Source organism: Plantibacter sp. Mn2098 (assembly GCF_049319745.1).
Lineage (GTDB): Bacteria > Actinomycetota > Actinomycetes > Actinomycetales > Microbacteriaceae > Plantibacter.
This window is the reverse complement of sequence record NZ_JBMOUH010000005.1, coordinates 29,588-49,344: the sequence shown is the minus strand read 5'-3', so window position 1 is coordinate 49,344 and position 19,757 is coordinate 29,588. Positions and strand designations below refer to the sequence as shown.

At 69.0% G+C, this 19,757-nt stretch carries 18 protein-coding genes; 2 read left to right on the top strand and 16 right to left on the bottom strand.

Going from position 1 to position 19,757, the window contains the following annotated elements; genetic code table 11:
- Positions 1–111: 111 nt before the first annotated feature.
- The 10 genes from ACL9RL_RS08960 to ACL9RL_RS08915 form a co-directional block, all read right to left on the bottom strand.
- Positions 112–1,362 carry an LLM class flavin-dependent oxidoreductase gene (locus ACL9RL_RS08960; RefSeq protein ID WP_422779895.1) on the bottom strand — a complete coding sequence of 417 codons (1,251 nt, stop codon included), beginning with the start codon at positions 1,360–1,362 and terminating at the stop codon, positions 112–114.
- The gene (locus tag ACL9RL_RS08955) at positions 1,359–1,973 is read right to left on the bottom strand and encodes an LLM class flavin-dependent oxidoreductase (RefSeq protein WP_422779894.1); all 615 of its coding nucleotides are present in this window, start codon (positions 1,971–1,973) and stop codon (positions 1,359–1,361) included. Before ACL9RL_RS08955 ends, ACL9RL_RS08960 begins: the two co-directional genes overlap by 4 nt.
- Positions 1,966–2,955 (bottom strand): LLM class flavin-dependent oxidoreductase, encoded by a 990-nt coding sequence (locus tag ACL9RL_RS08950; RefSeq protein WP_422779893.1) that lies wholly within the window; start codon positions 2,953–2,955, stop codon positions 1,966–1,968. The genes ACL9RL_RS08955 and ACL9RL_RS08950 overlap by 8 nt, the downstream gene beginning before the upstream one ends.
- Positions 2,952–3,899 (bottom strand): ABC transporter ATP-binding protein, encoded by a 948-nt coding sequence (locus ACL9RL_RS08945; RefSeq protein WP_422779892.1) that lies wholly within the window; start codon positions 3,897–3,899, stop codon positions 2,952–2,954. The genes ACL9RL_RS08950 and ACL9RL_RS08945 overlap by 4 nt, the downstream gene beginning before the upstream one ends.
- Positions 3,892–4,683 carry an ABC transporter ATP-binding protein gene (locus ACL9RL_RS08940; RefSeq protein ID WP_422779891.1) on the bottom strand — a complete coding sequence of 264 codons (792 nt, stop codon included), beginning with the start codon at positions 4,681–4,683 and terminating at the stop codon, positions 3,892–3,894. Before ACL9RL_RS08940 ends, ACL9RL_RS08945 begins: the two co-directional genes overlap by 8 nt.
- On the bottom strand, positions 4,680–5,696 hold the full coding sequence (locus ACL9RL_RS08935) for an ABC transporter permease (protein ID WP_422779890.1): 1,017 nt from the start codon (positions 5,694–5,696) through the stop codon (positions 4,680–4,682). Before ACL9RL_RS08935 ends, ACL9RL_RS08940 begins: the two co-directional genes overlap by 4 nt.
- On the bottom strand, positions 5,693–6,652 hold the full coding sequence (locus tag ACL9RL_RS08930; RefSeq protein WP_422779889.1) for an ABC transporter permease: 960 nt from the start codon (positions 6,650–6,652) through the stop codon (positions 5,693–5,695). The genes ACL9RL_RS08935 and ACL9RL_RS08930 overlap by 4 nt, the downstream gene beginning before the upstream one ends.
- Positions 6,649–8,145 carry an ABC transporter substrate-binding protein gene (locus ACL9RL_RS08925; RefSeq protein ID WP_422779888.1) on the bottom strand — a complete coding sequence of 499 codons (1,497 nt, stop codon included), beginning with the start codon at positions 8,143–8,145 and terminating at the stop codon, positions 6,649–6,651. The genes ACL9RL_RS08930 and ACL9RL_RS08925 overlap by 4 nt, the downstream gene beginning before the upstream one ends.
- A 10-nt stretch (positions 8,146–8,155) precedes the next feature.
- Positions 8,156–9,511: an O-acetylhomoserine aminocarboxypropyltransferase/cysteine synthase family protein gene (locus ACL9RL_RS08920; RefSeq protein ID WP_422779887.1), complete on the bottom strand. Its 1,356-nt coding sequence runs from the start codon at positions 9,509–9,511 to the stop codon at positions 8,156–8,158.
- A 259-nt stretch (positions 9,512–9,770) separates the two neighbouring features.
- On the bottom strand, positions 9,771–10,745 hold the full coding sequence (locus tag ACL9RL_RS08915; protein ID WP_422779886.1) for an alpha/beta fold hydrolase: 975 nt from the start codon (positions 10,743–10,745) through the stop codon (positions 9,771–9,773).
- Between the two features lie 178 nt (positions 10,746–10,923).
- Here ACL9RL_RS08915 and ACL9RL_RS08910 point away from each other — a divergent pair, with 178 nt between their 5' ends.
- Positions 10,924–11,370 carry an SIP domain-containing protein gene (locus tag ACL9RL_RS08910; RefSeq protein ID WP_422779885.1) on the top strand — a complete coding sequence of 149 codons (447 nt, stop codon included), beginning with the start codon at positions 10,924–10,926 and terminating at the stop codon, positions 11,368–11,370.
- Positions 11,371–11,560: 190 nt separating this feature from the next.
- On the opposite strand, the gene ACL9RL_RS08905 is transcribed toward ACL9RL_RS08910, so the two are convergent.
- The 6 genes from ACL9RL_RS08905 to ACL9RL_RS08880 all read right to left on the bottom strand — a co-directional run bounded on the left by ACL9RL_RS08905 (position 11,561) and on the right by ACL9RL_RS08880 (position 18,588).
- Positions 11,561–12,595: an LLM class flavin-dependent oxidoreductase gene (locus ACL9RL_RS08905; protein ID WP_422779884.1), complete on the bottom strand. Its 1,035-nt coding sequence runs from the start codon at positions 12,593–12,595 to the stop codon at positions 11,561–11,563.
- Between the two features lie 126 nt (positions 12,596–12,721).
- The gene (locus ACL9RL_RS08900) at positions 12,722–13,123 is read right to left on the bottom strand and encodes a Fe-S oxidoreductase (protein WP_422779883.1); all 402 of its coding nucleotides are present in this window, start codon (positions 13,121–13,123) and stop codon (positions 12,722–12,724) included.
- Complete coding sequence (locus ACL9RL_RS08895; RefSeq protein ID WP_422779882.1) at positions 13,120–14,529, bottom strand: dihydrolipoyl dehydrogenase family protein; 1,410 nt, start codon at positions 14,527–14,529, stop codon at positions 13,120–13,122. Before ACL9RL_RS08895 ends, ACL9RL_RS08900 begins: the two co-directional genes overlap by 4 nt.
- Positions 14,526–15,443: an arginase family protein gene (locus ACL9RL_RS08890; protein ID WP_422779881.1), complete on the bottom strand. Its 918-nt coding sequence runs from the start codon at positions 15,441–15,443 to the stop codon at positions 14,526–14,528. The genes ACL9RL_RS08895 and ACL9RL_RS08890 overlap by 4 nt, the downstream gene beginning before the upstream one ends.
- Before the next feature lie 234 nt (positions 15,444–15,677).
- The gene (locus ACL9RL_RS08885) at positions 15,678–16,472 is read right to left on the bottom strand and encodes a PspA/IM30 family protein (RefSeq protein WP_422779880.1); all 795 of its coding nucleotides are present in this window, start codon (positions 16,470–16,472) and stop codon (positions 15,678–15,680) included.
- A gap of 76 nt (positions 16,473–16,548) precedes the next feature.
- Positions 16,549–18,588, bottom strand: a complete 2,040-nt coding sequence (locus tag ACL9RL_RS08880) for a TPM domain-containing protein (protein ID WP_422779879.1) — start codon at positions 18,586–18,588, stop codon at positions 16,549–16,551.
- 301 nt (positions 18,589–18,889) lie between these two features.
- Between ACL9RL_RS08880 and ACL9RL_RS08875 the strand changes: the two genes are divergently transcribed.
- On the top strand, positions 18,890–19,636 hold the full coding sequence (locus ACL9RL_RS08875; RefSeq protein ID WP_422779878.1) for a gamma-glutamyl-gamma-aminobutyrate hydrolase family protein: 747 nt from the start codon (positions 18,890–18,892) through the stop codon (positions 19,634–19,636).
- Positions 19,637–19,757 lie beyond the last annotated feature (121 nt).

The window sequence follows — 19,757 nt, the reverse complement described above, 5'->3', positions numbered from 1 at the left end:
CGACGCCCGATGGATATCCCGATGCGCGAGGGGAGGCAGAGTGCCGTTCCTGGCGGCTCGGAAGGGCGAAGTGCCTCCCCTCGCGAAGGCAGGGGACGGGGCGGGACGACGTCAGGCGAGGCCGAGGCGGGCCCGAAGGGTGAGCGGGCGCGCGCCGGGGGCCGGGGCGGGGGACTCGGTGACGAGCCCGCGCCGCCGCAGCTCGGGGACCACGAGCTCGCAGAACGCGTCGAGCGTGTCGGGGAGGAACGGGAACGAGACGTTGAATCCGTCGGCCGCACCGGCCGACACGAGTGCCTCGACGTGGTCTGCGACGTCGGCAGCCGTCCCGATGATCGCGCCGTCGCCGCCCGCGACCTGCTTCGCGAGATCGCCGATCGTGAGCCCGTCGCGCGCGGCCTGCTCGTAGATCTCGGCACGCGCACCCAGACTCTTGTTGCCGGGCGGGGTCTCAGGCAGCGGCCCGTCGAGCGGGAATGCGGACAGATCGACACCGCCGAGCCAGTACTCGAGATCGCCGAGGGCGACGCGCGGATGCAGCAGATCGCGCACGGCGGCGAAGCGGTCCTCTGCCTCCGCCCGCGTGGCGGCGACGACCGTCGGCAGCTCTGGCAGGATCTTGATCGCGTGCGGATCGCGGCCGAGTCCAGCCGCCGTCGCCCGCAGCCCCTCGGCGTACGCAACCGCTTGATCGAGGGGAAGCGTCCTGGTGAAGACGAGATCCGCGACCCGGGCGGCGAGTGCCTGCCCCGGCCCGCTCGAACCGGCCTGGGCGATGACGGGCCGCCCGCCCGGCAACTCGTCGCGCGCCCATCGCCCGAGCACCTCGTCGACGAACGCTTCAGCCCGTGCGTAGCGCTCGGCGTGCCCGATGTGGCTGTCGAGACCGAAGTTGCGGGCCTCCGCATCGTTCAACGAGGTCACGAGGTTCCAGCCGGCCCGTCCGCTCGACAGCCGGTCGAGGGAGGCGAAGGTCGCTGCGACCGCAGCGGGGGAGCTGTAGGTGGAGGAGACGGAGGCGATGAGCCCCAGCGAGGTGGTCCGTGTGGAGAGCGCGCCGAGGAGCGTTGTGGGCTCGAAGGCGTCGTTCACCACGGCGACGCGCGAGAGGACCTCCGGATCCGCGTCAGGCACACCGACGAGGTCAGGTAGGAAGAGCGCGTCGAACCCTGCACGTTCCAGCCGCTTCACGAGCCCGGTGACGAACGGGAGGTTCACGCCGGCGTCGGCCGGCGCTCCTGGATGCCGCCAGCCGGCCAGGTACTCGCCGGCCGGTTTGAGGAAGGCGCCGAGCACGATGCCGCGGGTCGCCGACCGGGATGACGATGTGGCGGACACATCGCCGCCTGCGGAGTTGCTCATGCGTCGTCCTCCTGGACTGCGCCGATGAGACCACCGCGGTAGACGGCCGGCGATCCCTGCGATGCACGCGAGATGTTGAGCGGACCAGCGACGCTGAAGTGCTGTCCGACATGATTCACGGCTGGACGGCCACCGGGCCGCAGGTAGACGCCCCGCTCACGGTCCCGCGGGATCCCGTCGGGCTCTTCGGCAGACCAGAGCGCGTGGAGGATCGCGACGAACTCGTCTGCGACCGCAGAGCCCGCAGCATCCTCACCGGCGTCGACGTCTCCACCACCATCGGCGTCCCCGTCCCCGTCCCCGAGCACAAGCACTCCCGCACGCCCACCGGACAGGTGCTGGAGCGACGTCGCCTTCCTGGCGACCGTGTACGGCGGGTCCGTCAGCGGATCGACCGCCGCGAGCAGCCGGATGGTCGAGGTCGTGGTGCTCAACGCGCCGAGCAGCGTGAACGGTTCGAACCCGCCGTCTGCCGCCAATCCGGCGACGACGGCAGATGCTCCCGCCTGCTCAGCGTCGTGGGCGATCGCGGCGATGTCCGAGAACGTGACATCGGATCCGCCAGGTAGACGGACGACCGAGACGGCGTCGCGCGGTCGGGACTCAGACATCGCTGCGGCTCCAGCCGAGGGCGGGCGCGATCTCGGTCGCGATGAGTTCGAGCGTGCGGATGGCCTCGTCGATGGGGGTGCTCTCGTTCTGCACTGCGAGGATGAGGTCGCTCGAGTACGGCAGCACCGGGTCGGCACGGAGGTCGTCGATGATGTCCGCCGGTGTGCCGTGGTAGACGTTCATCGCATCGAGGAGTTCGTGCATCGAGGCGTCCGGCTCGAGCCAGCGGTTCGCGACGTGGTACCCGAGGTGCCGGCCGGTGTCCGGGGCGAGGCGGTTGTGGACGGCCTCGCGACTGGCGCCGGGGAACGCGGCGCGCACGGCGGCGGTCCTCGGCGAGCCGGTGCGCCCCGCCGCGTGGTGCGCATCGTGGAACGCCTGCGCGAGGGGCAGTTGGATCGCCTCCGCCGGACCGAAACCGAGCAGGAGTCCACGGCCATCCGCGGCGGCGGCACGCACACGGTCCTCGCTCGCGTGCGAGTCCCAGATCCGATCGGCGAGCCCTGGCGACGGCGGTTGCAGGACGAGGTCGCCGGCGATCGTCTCACCGCGGAGTGCGGCGTCGAGACGTGCATCGTGGTCGGCGTAGAGCGCACGCTTGTCGGCCGGGTCGCGTCCGAACGCCGCGAACTGATCCTCACTCGGACCGCCGCTGCCGATGCCCAGCTCAAGGCGTCCGTCGGAGAGCGCGTCGAGGACGGCCGCGTCCTCCGCGAGCCTGACCGGGTGCTCCAGCGGGAGGACGACGATCGCCGTCCCGAGGTGGATGCGCTTCGTCCGGGCGGCGACGGCTGCGAGCAGGACGAGCGGCGACGGCAGGCGCCCCTGCTGCGTCTGCAGGTGGTGCTGCGACACCCAGCCGGACTCGAAACCGAGCTCCTCCGCGGCGACGAAGAGGTCGACGACCGCGGGATACAGTTCCTTCGCCGGCATCGCCCCGTGCACGTGGGTGAGGAAGCCGAGACGGAAGGGGTTGGTCATACTTCGGCTCCAGGGGTGCTGTCCGACGGTGGGGTGGACGGGTCGTGCGGTGCTGCAGGCCGAGCCGTGGCGCCGCTCGTTGTGGCGCCGCCCGTCGGAACACTGATCGTCGGGACGCTGTCGAGCAGCTCCCGTGTGTACGCGTGCTTCGGGCGGTTGAGCACCTCGCCGACAGGCCCCTGCTCCACGATCTCGCCGTCTTTCATGACCACGACCCGGTCGCACAGATGCTGGACGACGCCGATGTCGTGCGAGACGAGGACGATGGTGAGGCCGAGTTCTGCGCGCAGCTTCGCGAGGAGTTCCAGGATCTGCGCCCGGACGGTGACGTCGAGCGCGCTCAGCGGTTCATCGCCGACGAGGAGCTTCGGACGGTGCACGATTGCGCGGGAGAGTGCGATGCGCTGCCGTTGGCCACCGGAGAATTCGTGCGGGTACCGGTCGGCGGCATCGGCATCGAGCCCGACGAGGCGGAGCACACCGTGCACCTTGGAGCGTCGGTCGCCCGGGATGTCGAGCGCGAGGAGGGGCTCTGCGATGATCCGCCCGACGGTCATCCGCGGGTCGAGGGACGCGTAGGGGTCCTGGAAGACGATGCCGGTCTCCCGGCGGAACCAGTGCAGGTCCCGGCCGCTCGGCGCCTTCCGGCCGTCCGTGGCGGTGACGGGCCGGCCGTCGAATTCGACGGTGCCGGTCGTCGGGGTGTCGAGCGCGAGGAGGAGGCGGACGAGCGTGGACTTGCCGGATCCGGATTCGCCGATGATCCCGACCGTCTCGCCGGTCTGTACATCGAGGTCCGCGGCGTGCAGTGCGGTCGTCGTCCGCTGACGTTGGAAGAAGGAGTCGCGGGGGAGCGTGTACGCGCGGCTGAGGCCGCGCGCGCGCAGGAGCGGCTGCCCCGGTTCTGCCGTCCGCGTGCTCGTGGTGGTCGTCGGCTCACTCATCCTCGTCACCTGTCTTCCAGCTGAGCGTCGTCGCAGCTTCGAGGAGTCGCTTCGTGATGGGGGAGCTCGGGCCGGTCAGCAGCGTCGAGACCGGTCCGGCCTCGACCACCCGTCCCTGCGACATCACCACGGCATCGGTCGCGATGCGGGACAGCACGGCGAGGTCGTGGGTGATGAACACGAGCGACGCGCCCGTCTCGGTCACGAGTCGTTCGAACAGGCCGAGGATCTGCGACTGGATCGTCACGTCGAGCGCCGTCGTCGGTTCATCGGCGATGAGCAGCGACGGCGAACAGGCGAGCGCAATCGCCGTCGCGACGCGTTGCCGCTGCCCGCCGGAGAGCTGATGCGGGTAGCGCCTCACGATCTGCGCCGGGTTCGGCAGGCGGACCCGCTCGGCGAGGTCCACGGCTCGCGCCATCGCCTCCCGTTTGCTCGCACCCGTGTGAATGCGCAACGGCTCGCCGATCTGCCGACCGATGGTCCTGATCGGGTTGAGCGCCGTGCGCGGCTCCTGGAAGACGATCCCGATCTCCTGCCCGCGCACGGTCGCGATCTCGCGATCGCTCAGGCCAACGAGTTCGCGGCCGTTCCAGCGGATGCTGCCGGTCACCTGCGCGCCCTCTGGCAGGAGCCCGAGGATCGCGAGGGAGGTGAGCGACTTGCCGGAGCCGGATTCCCCGATGATGCCGAACCTGGCGCCGTCGGGCACGCTGAAGCTCACGCCGTCGACGACCCGGCGGCCGCCGAGTTCGATCGTGAGGTCGGTGACGTCGAGGGTCACGAGGTCACTCCCTGTGGTGAGGTCGGTGTGCTGACGGTCGCATCGGCCGGGGTCGGTGCGACGGCGTCGGATGCCTGGCGGCGGCCGAGCGTCGGGTCGGTCGCATCACGCAGGGCGTCACCGAGGACGTTCAGCCCCAGCACGGTAACGGTGATCGCGAGCCCTGGCCAGAGGACCGTGAGCGGGTGCACGGCGAGGTACGTCTGCAGCTCGCTCAGCATCCGTCCCCACGACGGGACGGTCGATGGCGCGCCGTAGCCGAGGTAGGACAGGCCTGCCTCCGCGAGCACGGCCACCGCCATCGCCCAGGACAGCTGCACGATGAACACCGGTGCGATGTTCGGCAGCAGGTGCGTGGTGAGGTTGCGGAAGCCGCCGAGGCCGGCTGCACGGCCGGCGAGCACGTACTCGCTGTTCGAGACCCGGCGGATCTCCGGCCTCGTCACCCGGCCGATGTTGACACCGAAGCTGATGCCCACCGCCCAGATGACGACCCACAAGGATCCGCCGAACACGGAGGCGAGCATCATGGCGATGAGCAGCGTCGGGAAGGCGATCAGGATGTCGATGAGCACGGCCACCGATTCCCGGACCCACCGCCTCGTGAGCGAGCCGAGCGCCGCGAGGGCGATGCCGATGACGGTCGACACGATGGCTGACCCGACGGCGACCGCGACGGTCACCCTGGCGCCGACGATGATGAGGCTGAAGATGTCCCGGCCCACGGCGTCCGTCCCGAGGAGATGGGTGAACGACGGCGGCAACCACTTGTTGAACGGGTCGGCGACAGCCGGGTCGTACGGGGTCCAGAGGTAGGAGAGCGCGGCGGTCAGGACGACGATGCCGAGCACGATGACGCCGAAGAGCCCGCCCGGCTGCCGCAGGAGCTCGCGCACCCAGGAGGAGCGGGAGCGTGTGCGGGCAGCGCTGCTGCTGCTGGTCGTGGTGGCGGTGGTGGTCCGGCGGCCGCCGCGGCGAGCACCACGGCGAGCATCGGGTCGGGGATCGCTCATGATGCGCTCTCCCGTTCACGCAGGCGCGGGTCGACGAGTCGGTGGATGATGTCGACGATCGCACCGATGATGAGGACGACGCCCGTGAGCACGAGCAATTCGCCCTGCACCTTCACGAGGTCGCGGTTGCCGACGTCGGAGACGAGCATGCGGCCGATGCCTGGGAGGGTGAAGAGCTGCTCGATGATGACGCTGCCGACGATGAGGCCGGCGATCTGCAGCCCGAGCACGGTCACGACCGAAAGGGCGACGTTCGGCAGGCCGTGACGGATGAGCGCCGCGCTCTTCGTGAGCCCCTTCGCGGCGGCCGTGCGGACGTAGTCCTGGCCGATCGCATCGAGCGCGGCCGAGCGTACGAAGCGCAACAGCACGGCACCCTCGACGATGCCGATCGTCAGCGCAGGCAGGATGAGCGAGCGGAACGCGAGCCCAGGGTCTGACCAGCCGCCGCGCGGGAACCCCTGCGCAGGCAGCCAGCCGAGTGTGACGGCGAACACGAGCACGAGGATCATGCCGGCCCACACGACGGGCACGGCCGCGAGGCCCTGCGCCGCGAAACCGACCGCCGCGCCGCTCGGACGGTGGCGGCGTGACGCCGCGAACACGCCGAGCGGCACGCTGAAGGCGAGGGCGACGACGAGCGACATGATGCCGAGCGGAACCGTGACCTGCGCCTTCTGGGCCAACTCGCTCGCCACGGGAGTACCCGTGACGAGCGAGTTGCCGAGGTCGCCCCGGAAGATGCCGCCGATCCAGTCGAGGTATTGCACCAGCACGGGCTCGTTCAAGCCCAACTTCTCTCGCAGACTCGCGATCTGCGCCGGCGTGGAATCCGTACCGGCGATGACCTGCGCGACGTCCCCAGGCAGCACCCTCAGCGTGAAGAAGATGAGGGCACTGGCTGCGAGCAGTCCGATGACGAGCAGAATCAGTCTCGTCAGGACGAAACGCGTCACTGGGACACGGCGACCTTCGCCAGGTTGATGCGCGAGTTCACGGAGTCGACCGGGAAGCCGGTGACGCCGCTGCGCACAACCGTGAGGGTGATCGCGGTGTAGAGCCAGTCGGCTGCGTTGTCCTTCGACACGAGGTACGCCGCCTCCTTGAGCTTCTCGTCTGCGACAGCCGGGTCGGTCGCCGCTACGGATTCAGCATAGAGCGACTGCACCTGCGCGTTGTCGTAACCGAAGTAGTAGTTCGGGTTGGCCCAGTTGCCGAAGTCGCGCGCCTCGACGTGGTTGACGAAGCTGAGGTCGTAGTCGTGGTTCGTGTAGACGTTGTTGAGCCATGCGGTGAACTCGACGCTGTCGACCTTGAGGGTCACACCGATGGCCTTGAACTCGGAGACGAGCACATTGGAGACGTCGGTGCCGTAGAAGCTCGGGATGGTGAGCGTCAGCGTCAGGTTCTCCTGGCCGGCCTGCTTGAGGAGGTCCTTGGCCTTGGCCGGGTCGTAGGTGACGAGCTTGCTGAGGTTCTCGTAGCCGGGGTCGAGCTCCGGGATGGGGCCGAACTGTTCGACCGCTGCGCCGCCGACGGCCGCGACGATCGCCTTGTGGTCGATGGCCGAGCGGAGCGCTTCACGCACGAGCGGGTTGTTGAGCGGCGCCTTCTGGTTGTTGAAGGCGAGCGTGTACTTGTCGGTCGTCTTGCCCTCGGTGACCGAGAGGTCCTTGTCCTTGGCGATCTGGTCGCGCAGGTTGGCGTTGAGGGCCGTCTGCACGTCCACCTCGCCGGCGAGCACGGCGTTCACGGCCGCTGCGGGGTCCGGGATGTAGCTGAAGACGACCTCCTTGACCTTGACCTTGTCGCCCCAGTAGTCGGCGAAGCGGTCGAGCGTGATGCTGTCGCCCTGCTTCCACGTCTTGAGCGTGAACGGGCCGGTGCCGTTCGCGGTGTCGGAGAGGTTGTTCGTCGCGCCCTTCTCCAGGACGAGGCCGGCGCGGCCGGTCAGGTTCCAGAGGAGGTTGGAGTCAGGAGCGGACAGCTTCAGTTGAACCGTGTGGTCGTCCGGGGCGGAGATGTCCGAGACCTTCTGCAGGTCTGCGTTGCCCTGCACGGATGCGTCGCTCTTGACCTGCTGCAGTGAGTCGACGACATCGTCGACCGTGAGCTTCTTGCCGTCGTGGAAGGTGACGCCCGACTGCAGCTCGAAGGTGTAGGTGAGGCCGTCGGAGCTGATCTCGTGGCTCTTCGCGAGCGTGTCGACGATCTTGCCGTCCTCCGTGCGGGACACGAGGCCCTGGTACACGTTGTCGATGAGCACCTGGTCCAGCGCTGCGCCGGACGTCTTCCTGATGTTGAGGTCCGTCGGCTCGAGGACCAGGGCGACCTTGAGGGTCGCGTCGGTGCTCGCCGAAGGGGTTGCGGACGGGCCGGAGCACGCGCTGAGCATGATGGCAGCCGAGGTGACGGCTGCTGCCACGAGCAGGAGCTTGCGATGACGCATGGTGTTCCTTTCAGGAATGCTGTGGGTGGTGCGATGTCGACGCCACAGTGGCGTTCACCCGGGCGAAAGCCGTGTCGAGATCCGTGATGAGATCGCGTGCGTCTTCGATGCCTATGGACAACCGGATGAGTGTGGGGGAGACTCCCGAGCGCCGCTGCTCGGCCTCCGACAGCTGCGAGTGCGTTGTGGACGCGGGGTGGATGACGAGGGAGCGCACGTCGCCGATGTTGGCGAGGTGGCTGAACAGGTCGAGGGACTCGACGAAGGCGCGGCCGGCTTCGAGACCGCCGACGATGTCGAACGACAGGATGGAGCCCGCGCCGTTGGGGAGGTAGGCGGCGACCCGCTCGGCTTCAGGGCTCGTCGGGAGGCCGGCGTAGTGGACCGCTTCGACCTGCGGGTGGGACTCCAGGTAGGCGGCGATCGTCTTCGCGTTCTGCACGTGCTGGCGGATCCGCAGGCTGAGCGTTTCGAGGCCGAGGATGAGGAGGAAGCTGTTGAACGGGGACACGGCCGCGCCGTAGTCGCGCAGGAGGTTGGCGCGCAGCCGCAGGGAGTACGCGATGCCGCGCGCACCGAAATCGGGCCAGTAGCGGAGCGCTTCACCTGGCTGGTCCGGCTCGTTGAAGCCGGGCCACTTCTCGGGCTCCGCCCCGAAGTCGAAGGTGCCGTTGTCGACGACGACGCCGCCGATCGCTGCTCCGTGACCTGCGAGGAACTTCGTCGTCGAGTGGACCACGATGTCGGCGCCGTGCTCGAGCGGGCGGACGAGGTACGGCGTCGCGAGCGTGTTGTCGATCACGAGCGGGACACCGGCCGCGTGGGCGACGTCTGCGACGGCACGGATGTCGAGGACGCTGCCGAGCGGGTTGCCGATGCTCTCGGCGAAGACGGCACGGGTGCGCGGCGTGATGGCGGCCGCCCAGGCCTCAGGGTCGTGGATGTCGTCGACGAAGGTCGTGGAGATGCCGATCTCGGCGAATCGGCGGAGGAAGAGGCCGGTTGTGCCGCCGTAGACGTTGGAACTCGACACGAGGTGGTCGCCAGAGCGCAGGAGGTTCAGGAGGGCGAAGGTGGTTGCGGACTGGCCGCTCGCGAACGCGACGGCGGCCCGGCCGCCTTCGAGCTCTGCGATGCGCTGCTCGGCGACGGAGGTCGTCGGGTTGCCGGTGCGCGTGTAGGAGTATGAGCCGAGGTCCTGGAGCGTGAAGATGTCGCTCGCCGCCTGCGAGGACTCGTACACGTAGCTCGTGGTCTGGAAGATCGGCGTGGCGCGGGCACCTGTTGTCGGGTCCGGGCTGGCGCCTGCGTGCACCTGCACGGTGTCGAAATGCCATCCCTCTGCGTTGTGTTCGTGCGCGGTCATGCTGGCTCCAACTGGATCGGGTCCGGAAATCGTGCGGACGTGGGTGATGCGAGGGGGTGAGGCGAGCGTAGTTGGCCCTCCTGGACGCCGCCAGTTGGAGCGTTGCACAACGTCACAGAGTGACCTGATTGTGATGTCGCGTGGTATTCGAGCCTGGTCCGGTCGGAGATCGCTTGAGGCAGCGCATCGCTGATCGGACCGGGCTCGATCGCCTCTGGTCGGTGCAGGTCGGTGCAGGTCGGGCTGGAAGGCCGCTGGATCAGTCGGTCACGCCGTCCACGATGTCGCGGATCGCCGCTGCGAGGGCGACCGGGGCGTCCTCCTGGATGTTGTGTCCGGCCTCGATCGTGATGATCGTCGAATCCGTCAGGCGCTCCTGGAACTCGGCGAGCTGGGCTGCGTCGAGCACGCCGTGGGTGCCGGCGATGAGCGTCACCGGGACGCGGACGGCTTCGAGATCCGCCCAGATTCCGGAGAACGCGGACTGCTCGATCTCCGGGATGCCGCCGAGGTTCGCGAAGTGGTGCTTCCATGCGGCGCGACCGTCCTGAGTGATGCGGGAGTTCAGGAAGACGCCGCGTTCGACATCGGCCCGGCTCGGCCCGAACCCGAACGCGATGGCGCGGTCCACGATCTCCTCTCGGCTCGCGAAATCGGACGGGCCGGAGAGGAACTCGCGGACCTGGGATGCGCCGGTCGACGCGTTGAGGCTGGGGGAGACGTCCACGATGACGAGGGCGCGGACGAGCTCCGGGTGGGCCGCTGCGACGATCGCCGCGGTCAGACCGCCAAGGGACTGGCCGACGAGGACGATGCCTGAGTTGGTGCCTGAGTTGGTGCCTGCGTCGGTGCCTGAGCCGGCATCGGAGCCCGTCCCGCCGACGATCGCGGCTGTCGCCTCGGCGACGGCCGGAGCGATCGTCCGCGGCCGATAGTCCGCATCGTCCCGCCAGGTCGAATCGCCGTGCCCCGGGAGGTCGAGAGCGATGGCCGGGGTTCCGAGCGCGAGGACCGTGCCGTCCCAGGTGTGGGCGTTGAGGCCTGCGCCGTGCAGGAGGACGACGGCCGGAGCGGCGTCACCCCAGGCGATGGCGCTCACTGAGCCGTCCGCGGTCTGGACGCCCGTGCGAGCGACGGGCGGCAGATCTCCGAGGAGCCCAACGTCCTGCGCTTCTGCGTCGAGGAACTGGAATTCGCTCTGTTCGGAGAGCGGCGCGGACGTTTCGTGTGACATGGGGGCCTCTCTGACGGTGCGCGCCATTGCGTCGCGCGGTATCCATCCTTCGCCTCTTTGCCCCGAGCGCCAAGTCGATGTCGAGGTATGTCGGCCTCCCCACGGCGAATGGTCGTTGCGCCTGTGATCGTGGTGGGAAAGGTGTCCAGGTCAGGTTAGGCATGCCTATACTGAAATGGTGAGTTACTTCGAGGATCCAGCCGAGTTCGCGGTTGCAGACGCACGCCACGTGCTGCTGGCCGGCGATGCTTCGTCGATCGACGAGATCGATGCGGTCCTCGGCATGCTCCCCATCTGCGCTCGTGGTCAGGTCTTCGTGGAGGTCGACGCGGCGGCGGACGTCCGCACGCTCACCGCTCCCGGTCGTGTCGTTGTGACGTGGCTCGTCCGTGCCGATCGCACCGGTGAGCCCGGTTCAGGCCAGGCGTGCGCCGCAGGTCAGGCCGTCTCGCGTGCTGCCCGTGCCTGGGCGAGCGAGATGCTCGATGTCGACGGTCAGGACTCGGCCGACTACCACGTGTGGGTCGGCGGCTCCACGGCGCACCTCGTCGAACTCCGCAACGAACTCCGGATGGCGCTGGCCTCCACGGCTGCGGCGAAGCAGCGTCAGCACGCCTCCCGCTAGTCCCCCCGCCGTCGGTCCCCGACCCCGTCGAAGCGCCCTTCCTCGACGTCTTCCACCGCCGGTCCCTGAGCCTGTCGAAGGGTCCTTTCTCGACGTCTTCCACCGTCGGTCCCTGAGCCTGTCGAAGGGTCCTTCCTCGACGTCTCCCACCGCCGATCCCTGAGCTTGTCGAAGGGCCCTGGTCAGCCCCTCAGGCCCCCAGCTCCCGATCCACCTGCGGCTTCACCTCGGTCGCGAGCAGCTCGATCGATCGCAGCACCTCGCGTTGCGGCAGACCGGACAGGTCCATCTGGAACGTCTGGCGGTCGTGCCGCAGGTGCCCGTGCAGGGCGATGATCCGGTCGGCGATGTCGTTCGGCCCGCCGACGAAGAGGGCGCCGCGTGCAGCGGTCTCGTTCTCGAACGACATCGGCGTCGGTGTGGGGAACCCGCGTTCTGCGCTGATCTTCCGCATCGAGTCGAGCCAGTACGGCAGGAAGGTGGACTTGGCCTTCGCGCGGTCGTCCGCGACGAATCCGAATCCGGACACGGCCACCTTGAGGGCTGCCGCGTCGTGTCCGGCCTGTGTGGCGTGTTTGCGGTAGTGGTCGACGAGGGGCGCGAATCGCTCCGGGAGTCCGCCGATGATCGCGTAGTTGACGGGCAGTCCGAGCCGGCCGGCGCGGGCCGATGACGCCGGGCTGCCGCCGGTCGCGACCCAGATGTCGAGGTGGTCGCCGTTCGCGCGGGGCAGGATCTGTGCGTCGACGAGTGCCGGGCGGAAGTGCCCGGACCAGGTCACGCGTTCATTGCGGTCGATCTCGAGCAGGAGGGCGAGCTTCTCCTCGTAGAGGGCGTCGTAGTCGTTGAGCGTCGCGCCGAAGAGTGGGAAGGACTCGATGAAGGACCCGCGTCCTGCGGTCAGCTCGGCCCGGCCGGCGCTCAGGAGGTCGATCGTCGCGAACTGCTGGTAGACGCGCACGGGGTCTTCCGTGCTGAGGACCGTCACGGCGCTGCCGAGGCGGATGTGTTCGGTCACGGTCGCTGCCGCGGCGAGGACGGTCGCGGGCGCTGAGATCGAGTAGTCCGGTCGGTGGTGTTCTCCGATCCCGAACCAGTCGAGTCCCAGCTCATCCGCCAGTTTGACCCGCTCGATCGTGTTGCGAAGCTGTTCCGCCGGCCCCATCCGCTCCCCACTGACCGGGTCGCGATGAATATCCCCAAACGTATACACACCAAGTTCCATACCTATGCATACAATCCCGCGCGCCGATCTATTCCCCCCAGTCCGCGAGGGGTCGCAAATGGCGAGTTCGGAGGGCGTTCAACCCGCCATTTGCGACCCCTCGCGAGCAGAGAGCGGGGAGACGGGCTAGCGGAGGTAGCCTCCGCGTTCGAGGCCGGCTTCGATCTCGAAGCGGTTGCGGAGGGGATCGCGTCCGGAGATCGCGTACATCAGGGGGAAGAGCATGCCGTAGCGCTGCCATTGGCGTTTGTGCACGGCCTCGTGCTGCAGCACCGCCGATGACACGTTCTGGTTCGTGAGATAACACGCGCCGACACACGAACCGCCCCGACCGAAGGTCCACGACGGCATGCCCCTGAACACGAACAGGCCGTCGCGCCGCTCGATGCGCCCGGTGCTCCAGATCGAACCCCACGCGTACCCGACCGCGGTCGCGTACCAGTAGCCCAGGCGACTCAGCGGTGTGTCCAGGAAGAACCCGCCGCTGCGTCTGGACCTGGGGACTCCCGTGACGGGGCGTCGACTCACGCCTCGCTCCGGTACGTCTCCAGCAGTCGCAGCCAGACCTCGCTCATCGTCGGGTACGACGGCACCGCGTGCCACAGCCGTGACAGCGGTACCTCGCCGACGACGGCGATCGTCGCGGCGTGGATGAGCTCCGCGACGTCTTGGCCCACGAACGTCGCACCGACGATGACGCCGCGGTCCTCATCGACGACGATGCGCGCCTTCCCGGAGTAGCCGTCGGCCTGGAGGCTCGATCCGGCGACCCAGCCCAGTTCATAGTCGACCACCCTGGTGCGGAGTCCGGCAGCCTCCGCAGCGGCCGCGGTGAGCCCGACGGCCGACACCTCCGGCTCGCTGAAGATGACCTGCGGGACGGCGGCGTGATCCGCCGTGGCGACGTGGTCGCTCCACGGCGTCGACACGATCTGCGTACCGTTCGCACGGGCTGCGATGACCTTCCCGGCCGCACGGGCCTGGTACTTGCCCTGGTGGGTGAGGAGTGCGCGGTGGTTGACGTCGCCGGCGGCGTAGAGCCAGTCGAAGCCGTGCACCTGCAGGTGGTCGTCGACGTCGAGCCAGGTGCCTGGCTTCAGCCCGATGTGGTCGAGGCCGATGTCGCCCGTGCGCGGAGTGCGCCCGGTCGCGACGATGAGTTCCGCACCGGAGACGGATTCGTCGCCGAGGGCCAGTGTCACGACCCCGTCCTCACGAGTGACCGATGTGGGAGAGCCGTGGACGATCGTCACACCCAGCTCCCGCAGACCGGCGGACACGGCATCGCCCACGAACGGTTCCTGCCCGCCGAGCACCGACCCGCGCGCCACGAGCGTCACCTGCGAGCCGAGCGCCTGGTAGGCGGTCGCCATCTCGGTCGCGACGACCCCGCCGCCCAGGATGATCACGCTCTCCGGGATGACCTCGACGGCCGTCGCCTCTCGGCTCGTCCACGGGGCTACCTCGGTGATGCCGGGGATGTCCGGGAGCAGCGCCGCGCTGCCCGTCGTCACGGCGACCGCGTGGGTCGCGCGGAGGATGCGATGCTCGCCGTCCGGCGTCTCGACCGTCACCTCGCGCTCGCCCGTGATGCGTCCGTGCCCGCGGACGAGGTCGATCCCTGCGCCCTGCAACCAGTCCACCTGGCCGGCGTCGGACCAGTTGCTCGTGAACGAGTCGCGGCGGGCGAGGACGGCGATCGGGTCGAGCTTGGCGTCGGCCGGTGCAGCTCCGGCGACGCGCTGCGCCGCCCGCAGTGCCGAACCTGAGCGCAGCAACGCCTTCGAGGGCATGCAGGCCCAGTAGGAGCACTCGCCGCCGACGAGTTCGCTCTCGACCACAACGACGCTCAGCCCGTCGCGGTGGGCGTAATCGGCGACGTTCTCGCCGACGGGTCCTGCTCCGATGACGATGAGGTCGTACGTGGTGCTCATGATTCCTCCGTGGTGCTCGTGTGGTCCGTGTGGTCCGTGTCGTCCGTGGTTGTCGTTGGGGAAGTTTCGGGGGTGGGCTTCGGCTCCCGGGAGAGAGCACCGATGATCCGCAGGATGGTTCCCAGGTCCTCGCCGGCGGCATTCGCCGATGCCGGAGCGAAGCCGGTGACGCCGCCGCCGATGAAGGTGAAGCGGCTCTTGAGCGCCGTGATCGACTCGACGAGCGCGGGGAGTGGGACGCCGAACGGGACCGCTGAACTCACCGCGGTGAGATCGGCAGGATCGAGGACGTCGAGGTCGACGTGCACGTAGACGTGCGTCGCGCCCGTGGACGATACCGCGGCAACGATCTCCTCAGGACTGACGATGGCTGCACCGACGCTCGGCAGACCCGTCTCGTCGAGATAGGAGACTTCCGCGTCATCGAGATCACGGGCGCCGACGAGCACGAACCGTGACGGATCGATCCCTGGGGATGCGACGAGCGGGGCTTCACCCTCGCCGAGGAGCGCCCGGGCGACCATCCCGCTGAAGGCGCCGGTGATGGACGCGGCCGGGGTGTTGAGGTCGCCGTGCGCGTCGAACCAGACGAGTGCGATGTCGGACACGGCGGCAGCGGAGCGTGCGATCGCGTGCTGCACGGACGCGAACTCGACGCCGCAGTCCCCGCCGATCGTGATGACCGGGCCGTCCGTGTGCCCGAGCGCGATGCGCTGACGCTCAGCGGTCACCGCGAGAGTGCTGAGTCGGCGGACTCCCGTGTCGAGCGATTCGCCGGCCTCGGACGGAACGTCCACGACGGTCGTCGCGGCGCTCGGCAGGTCGCCGCGGATGGCGTCTGCGCCGTCGATGAGCTGCATCGCCCGCGACGATCCGGAACCCTGCCACTGGGGGACGACGACGAAGCTGGTCATGCGGTGCCTTTCAGAGCGGAACCCGTCGGAGGACGGGAGGGGAGGTCGAGAGCGGTCGACGGGACGAGACGGCGGTCAGTCCGGACGAGCCGGCAGCCAGCCCAGGGATGCGACGACCGCCGGTGAAGCAGCCCGGTGACGCAGCCCGGTGAAGCAGCACAGGGCCCGGGCCGAGCCGTGACGGCTGCGGTTCCGGACCCTGCACTGTTCCATGTACTGCTGGAACGACGTCGGTCAGTTCGTTGTTCCCGGCGTGTACTCGGGGCCGGACGCCTCGATGGCGCTCGCGGCAGGAGCCTGCGCCACGGCCGGCGCGCCGCCACCCTTGAGCGCTGCGAGACGGGCCTCGACCTCGGTGAGCTCACCCAGGTCTTCGAGGTCCTTGAACTGGTTGTCGAGGCTCGATGCTGCGAGTTCGGACTGGCCGAGGACCTTCGCCTCTTCGCGACGGATCTTGTCCTCGTAGCGGCTGAGCTCGCTCGTCGGGTCGAGGAGGTCGATGCTGCCGACGGCGTCGTTGACCTTCTTCTGCGCTTCTGCCGTCTTCGAACGGGCGACGAGCTCGCTGCGCTTCGACTTCAGCTGCTCGAGCTTCTGCTTCATGCCGTTGAGGCCGTTCTTCAGCTGATCGACGACCTTGGTCTGCGACGCGATCTGCGGTTCGGCCTGCTTGGCCTCGCCCTCCGAGCCGATCTGACGCTGCAGCGCGACCTTCGCGAGGTTGTCGAACTTGTCCGCGTCCGAGCCGTTGCCGGCAGCGCGGTACTCGTCGGCCTTGCGGCTCGCAGCGAGGGCCTTCGCGCCCCACTCGGCTGCCGCCTCGACGTCTTCCTTGTGGTCCTGCTCCAGCAGGCGCAGGTTGCCGATGGTCTCGGCGATGGCGCTCTCGGCGTCGGCGATCGAGTTCGTGTAGTCCCTGACCATCTGGTCGAGCATCTTCTGCGGGTCCTCTGCCGAGTCGAGCAGCGCGTTGATGTTCGCCTTCGTGAGCTGGGCGATGCGTCCGAAGATGGATTGCTTGGCGGTCATGGTGTTTCCTCCCTGGTTACTGCCGTACGTGTGGTGTGAGTGTTTCGAGTCGCGATGCGGACGATGGGACGACTGGTCAGAATCGACCGCCGCCTCTGCGGTCCCTGGTGCCGCTGCCGCCGAAGCTGCCTGAGCTGCTCCCGCCCCCGCCGCCTCCGCCGAACATGCCGCCGCCGGAGTTGTGCCGGCTGCCTCCGCCGCCCCCGCCCCCGAGCACGGAGTTGATCAGGATGCCGCCGAGCACGGCGCCGAGCACGCCGTTGTCTCCGCCGCCCTGCCCGCTGCTCTGGTTCTGGAACTGGCCGACGTCGTCGTTGGCACGTTTGATGGCCTGCGCCGCGAGGCTGTTGGCGCGTTGGGCGAGGGTGAGCGCCTGCGCCGGGTCGCTCTGCGCGAGTCCCTCCGCCTGGACAAGCGACCTGCCTGCTTCGGCGAGCCTCGTCCTGGCTTCGGCTCCGACGGCCCCTCGGCGCGAGGTGATGAAGTCCTCGGCCGCAGAGACCTGGGCCTGGGCGGTCGTGAGCGCCTGGCCGAGCGCGGCTGCCGCACGCTGCTGCTGTTCGAGCGCGGTGCGCACACCCTGCATCGCGCCGTCGATCTGCGTGTTCGCCGCATCGAGTTGCGCAAGGACGGGGAGCGGGTTGGCGCGCCCGGCCGAGAGGGTCTGCCGAACCTGGGTGACGGTCGACGTGGTCGATGCGATGACGGGGGCGAGCGCACCGCTCGGGTCGGCCTGGGCCTTCGCACCGGCGAGGTCGCCGTCGAGTTCGGCGAGGCGTGCGACGACCGCCTGATCCGCGGCCGCGAGATCCGATTCGACCCGGGTCACGGCGGACAGGAGCAGCGCAGACTGGTCGAGCGCCTCCTCGGCCGCCCGGATGCCGACTGCTGCTCCTCCGGTGTCTCCTGCTGCGAGCTTCGTGCTCGCGTCCGCGACGGCCGTTTCGACGAAGGTGAGGCGTTCAGCCGCCTGATCCGCGTTGTCGTGGACGGTCGTGATGGCGTCCGGCGTGTACTTCGTCGCGAGCGCGGCGAGCGTCTCTCTGGCATGTTGGACGGCTGGAGCCGATGCCGCTGCGCGAGCACGCATCTCCTCGATGGCCGCCGGGGCGTTCTTCTCCAGTGCGCGGAGTTCGTCGAACGCAGCCGCCTGCTCGTCGAGGACGTGGTTGGCGCGCTCGCATCGGCGGATGATCTCGATGTTCCACAACCGCTGGTCCGCTTCCGTGTCCGGTTCGGAGTCGTCGAGGAGCTGTTTGCGGGCGAACGCAGCCGACAGGTCGGCCTTCGCGAGCTCGAGGGCGTGGGTGAACGCCCTGGTCGACGCGTCGCCGTACGAGGCGGTCGCGAACCCGAGCTCCTCCTCGCTCGTGCGGACAGCATCGTCTGTCTGTACGAGCGCGCTGCCGGCCTGGCGGCGCAGATCCGTGAGGGAGAGCGTCGTGAGCGGATCGACCGGGGGAGCGACGGCGCCGCCTGCACCGGTCTTGCCGCTCGCGGCTGCCTTGCGTCGGGCGCTGCGGATCCTGATAAACGCCAGGATGCCGAAGAACACCGCGATGCCGATCAGGATCCAGAGGACCACGTACGCCCCTGCGTCGGACTTCCCGCCCGCCGCCGTTCCACCGCCCGTCGATCCGCCGGAGCCCGAGGTGATCGTGCCGCCGCCGATCGCGGTCGTGAGGCCGGCCGCCGCCTGCACGCCGGCTCCGGCCCAGTCGTCGTTGCGGAGCGCCGGAAGGATGAGCTTCTGCTCGATCGCGGTCAGCTGATCGCCGGAGACCGGACCGGACGAGTCGCCCGACAGATACATCTGCCGTCCGTCCGTCGAGATCGCGAGGAGGTACTGGTTCGGACCGAGGCCGTTCTGCTGGGCGGTGTCGTTGGCCCAGGTCTCCGGATCGCTCGGGTTCGTGAACGTCGGCACGTAGACGACCCACAGGTCGGCGCCGGTCTTCGAGGCGAGCTGCGTGGACGCCGCCTCGACCTTCGACACGTCGGCCGGTGTCAGCACGTTGGACTGGTCGTCGACGCGACTGCCGCCGAGGGTGACGGGATCGGTGGCCCAGGCTGCGACGCCCGTCCCTCCCACGAAGAGGGCTACGCAGAGCGCCAAGATTGATACCGTCCACCGCGCCCGCATCGGCCCACCTCTTCATTCAGCCTGTGGTTGCTCCGAGTCTAGGGTGAGCGGGGACCATTCTCTACAGCAGGCTCACAGCGAATCATCGGCTGCCGGGCGTGTCGGAACGGCTGCGCCCACGCGCGTGATCGTCGGTGGCGACGGACAGCTCCTCGGCGTGTGTGACAGCCTGTTACGCCGGTGCTGGCCTTCCATCTGTGCCCCGGGAAGACTGGTCTCGCGCCGATTTCCGGCGTGGATTGCTGACGACGACACGGGAAGCGCGGAGGGCACGATGCAAGGACACGTTTCACCGATGCTGGCCGTCGTCGAAGTCACCCGGTTCCGTGAGGACGACCAGGCGTACCACGAGTACGTGCAGGTCCTCATCGGCCGCACCATCGCGGCCGCCGAACGAGCCGGATGGCGGGTGACCCGTCTCGCAGCAGCAGACCTCGGCACCGAGACCCTCCTCTCCGCCACGGAGTCGGCGTCGGCCATCGTCATCATGGGCGGTGCAGACATCGACCCGATCCACTACGGTGGCGACGCCTCATACCGTGGCAAGGGGCAGCACTTCGCCGTGGCCGATGAGGCCCAGTTGGCGCTCGCCCACCGCGCCGTCGAACGGCAGACCCCGCTCCTCGGCATCTGCCGTGGACACCAGATCATCAACGTCGCGCTCGGCGGCACGCTCGTGCAGGACCTCGGTGAGCACACCTCGCACCGCAACGAGGGTGTGCCGGTCGATCAGATCATGACCTCGCACGAGGTCGAGCTGTCGCCGACGTCCGCACTCGCGTTCCGTCTCGGGCACCGCACCGTGCAGGTGCAGAGCGCCCACCACCAGTCGGTGGATCGCCTCGGCGACGGGCTGCGCGCGGTCGGCTGGTCCTCCGACGGCACGATCGAGGCGATCGAGCACGAGACGCTGCCCATCACGGGTGTGCAGTGGCACCCGGAGGACCCGGGCACCTCCGACGAGCAGCTGTCGCTCCTGCTCGGCGGTCTCGCCCGAGAGGCCGAGCGCGCCGCCGCCTGACCCCCGGCCATCGCGGTCCCCGCCATCGCAGTCCCTGCCCGCGAGCTGTCACTCGTGGCGGTTCTGACGTGCCGGGAACAACCACGACTGCCAGCTCGCGAGCTGGCACTTGTGGCTGGTT

Bases quoted from the DNA above. Each gene is read 5' to 3' on its own strand.
- ACL9RL_RS08885 (WP_422779880.1), bottom strand. From the start codon at position 16,472: ATGACCGCCAAGCAATCCATCTTCGGACGCATCGCCCAGCTCACGAAG.
- ACL9RL_RS08945 (WP_422779892.1), bottom strand. From the start codon at position 3,899: ATGAGTGAGCCGACGACCACCACGAGCACGCGGACGGCAGAACCGGGG.
- ACL9RL_RS08955 (WP_422779894.1), bottom strand. From the start codon at position 1,973: ATGTCTGAGTCCCGACCGCGCGACGCCGTCTCGGTCGTCCGTCTACCT.
- ACL9RL_RS08895 (WP_422779882.1), bottom strand. From the start codon at position 14,529: ATGAGCACCACGTACGACCTCATCGTCATCGGAGCAGGACCCGTCGGC.
- ACL9RL_RS08890 (WP_422779881.1), bottom strand. From the start codon at position 15,443: ATGACCAGCTTCGTCGTCGTCCCCCAGTGGCAGGGTTCCGGATCGTCG.
- ACL9RL_RS08920 (WP_422779887.1), bottom strand. From the start codon at position 9,511: ATGACCGCGCACGAACACAACGCAGAGGGATGGCATTTCGACACCGTG.
- ACL9RL_RS08925 (WP_422779888.1), bottom strand. From the start codon at position 8,145: ATGCGTCATCGCAAGCTCCTGCTCGTGGCAGCAGCCGTCACCTCGGCT.
- ACL9RL_RS08915 (WP_422779886.1), bottom strand. From the start codon at position 10,745: ATGTCACACGAAACGTCCGCGCCGCTCTCCGAACAGAGCGAATTCCAG.
- ACL9RL_RS08960 (WP_422779895.1), bottom strand. From the start codon at position 1,362: ATGAGCAACTCCGCAGGCGGCGATGTGTCCGCCACATCGTCATCCCGG.
- ACL9RL_RS08905 (WP_422779884.1), bottom strand. From the start codon at position 12,595: ATGGAACTTGGTGTGTATACGTTTGGGGATATTCATCGCGACCCGGTC.
- ACL9RL_RS08875 (WP_422779878.1), top strand. From the start codon at position 18,890: ATGCAAGGACACGTTTCACCGATGCTGGCCGTCGTCGAAGTCACCCGG.
- ACL9RL_RS08950 (WP_422779893.1), bottom strand. From the start codon at position 2,955: ATGACCAACCCCTTCCGTCTCGGCTTCCTCACCCACGTGCACGGGGCG.
- ACL9RL_RS08935 (WP_422779890.1), bottom strand. From the start codon at position 5,696: ATGAGCGATCCCCGACCCGATGCTCGCCGTGGTGCTCGCCGCGGCGGC.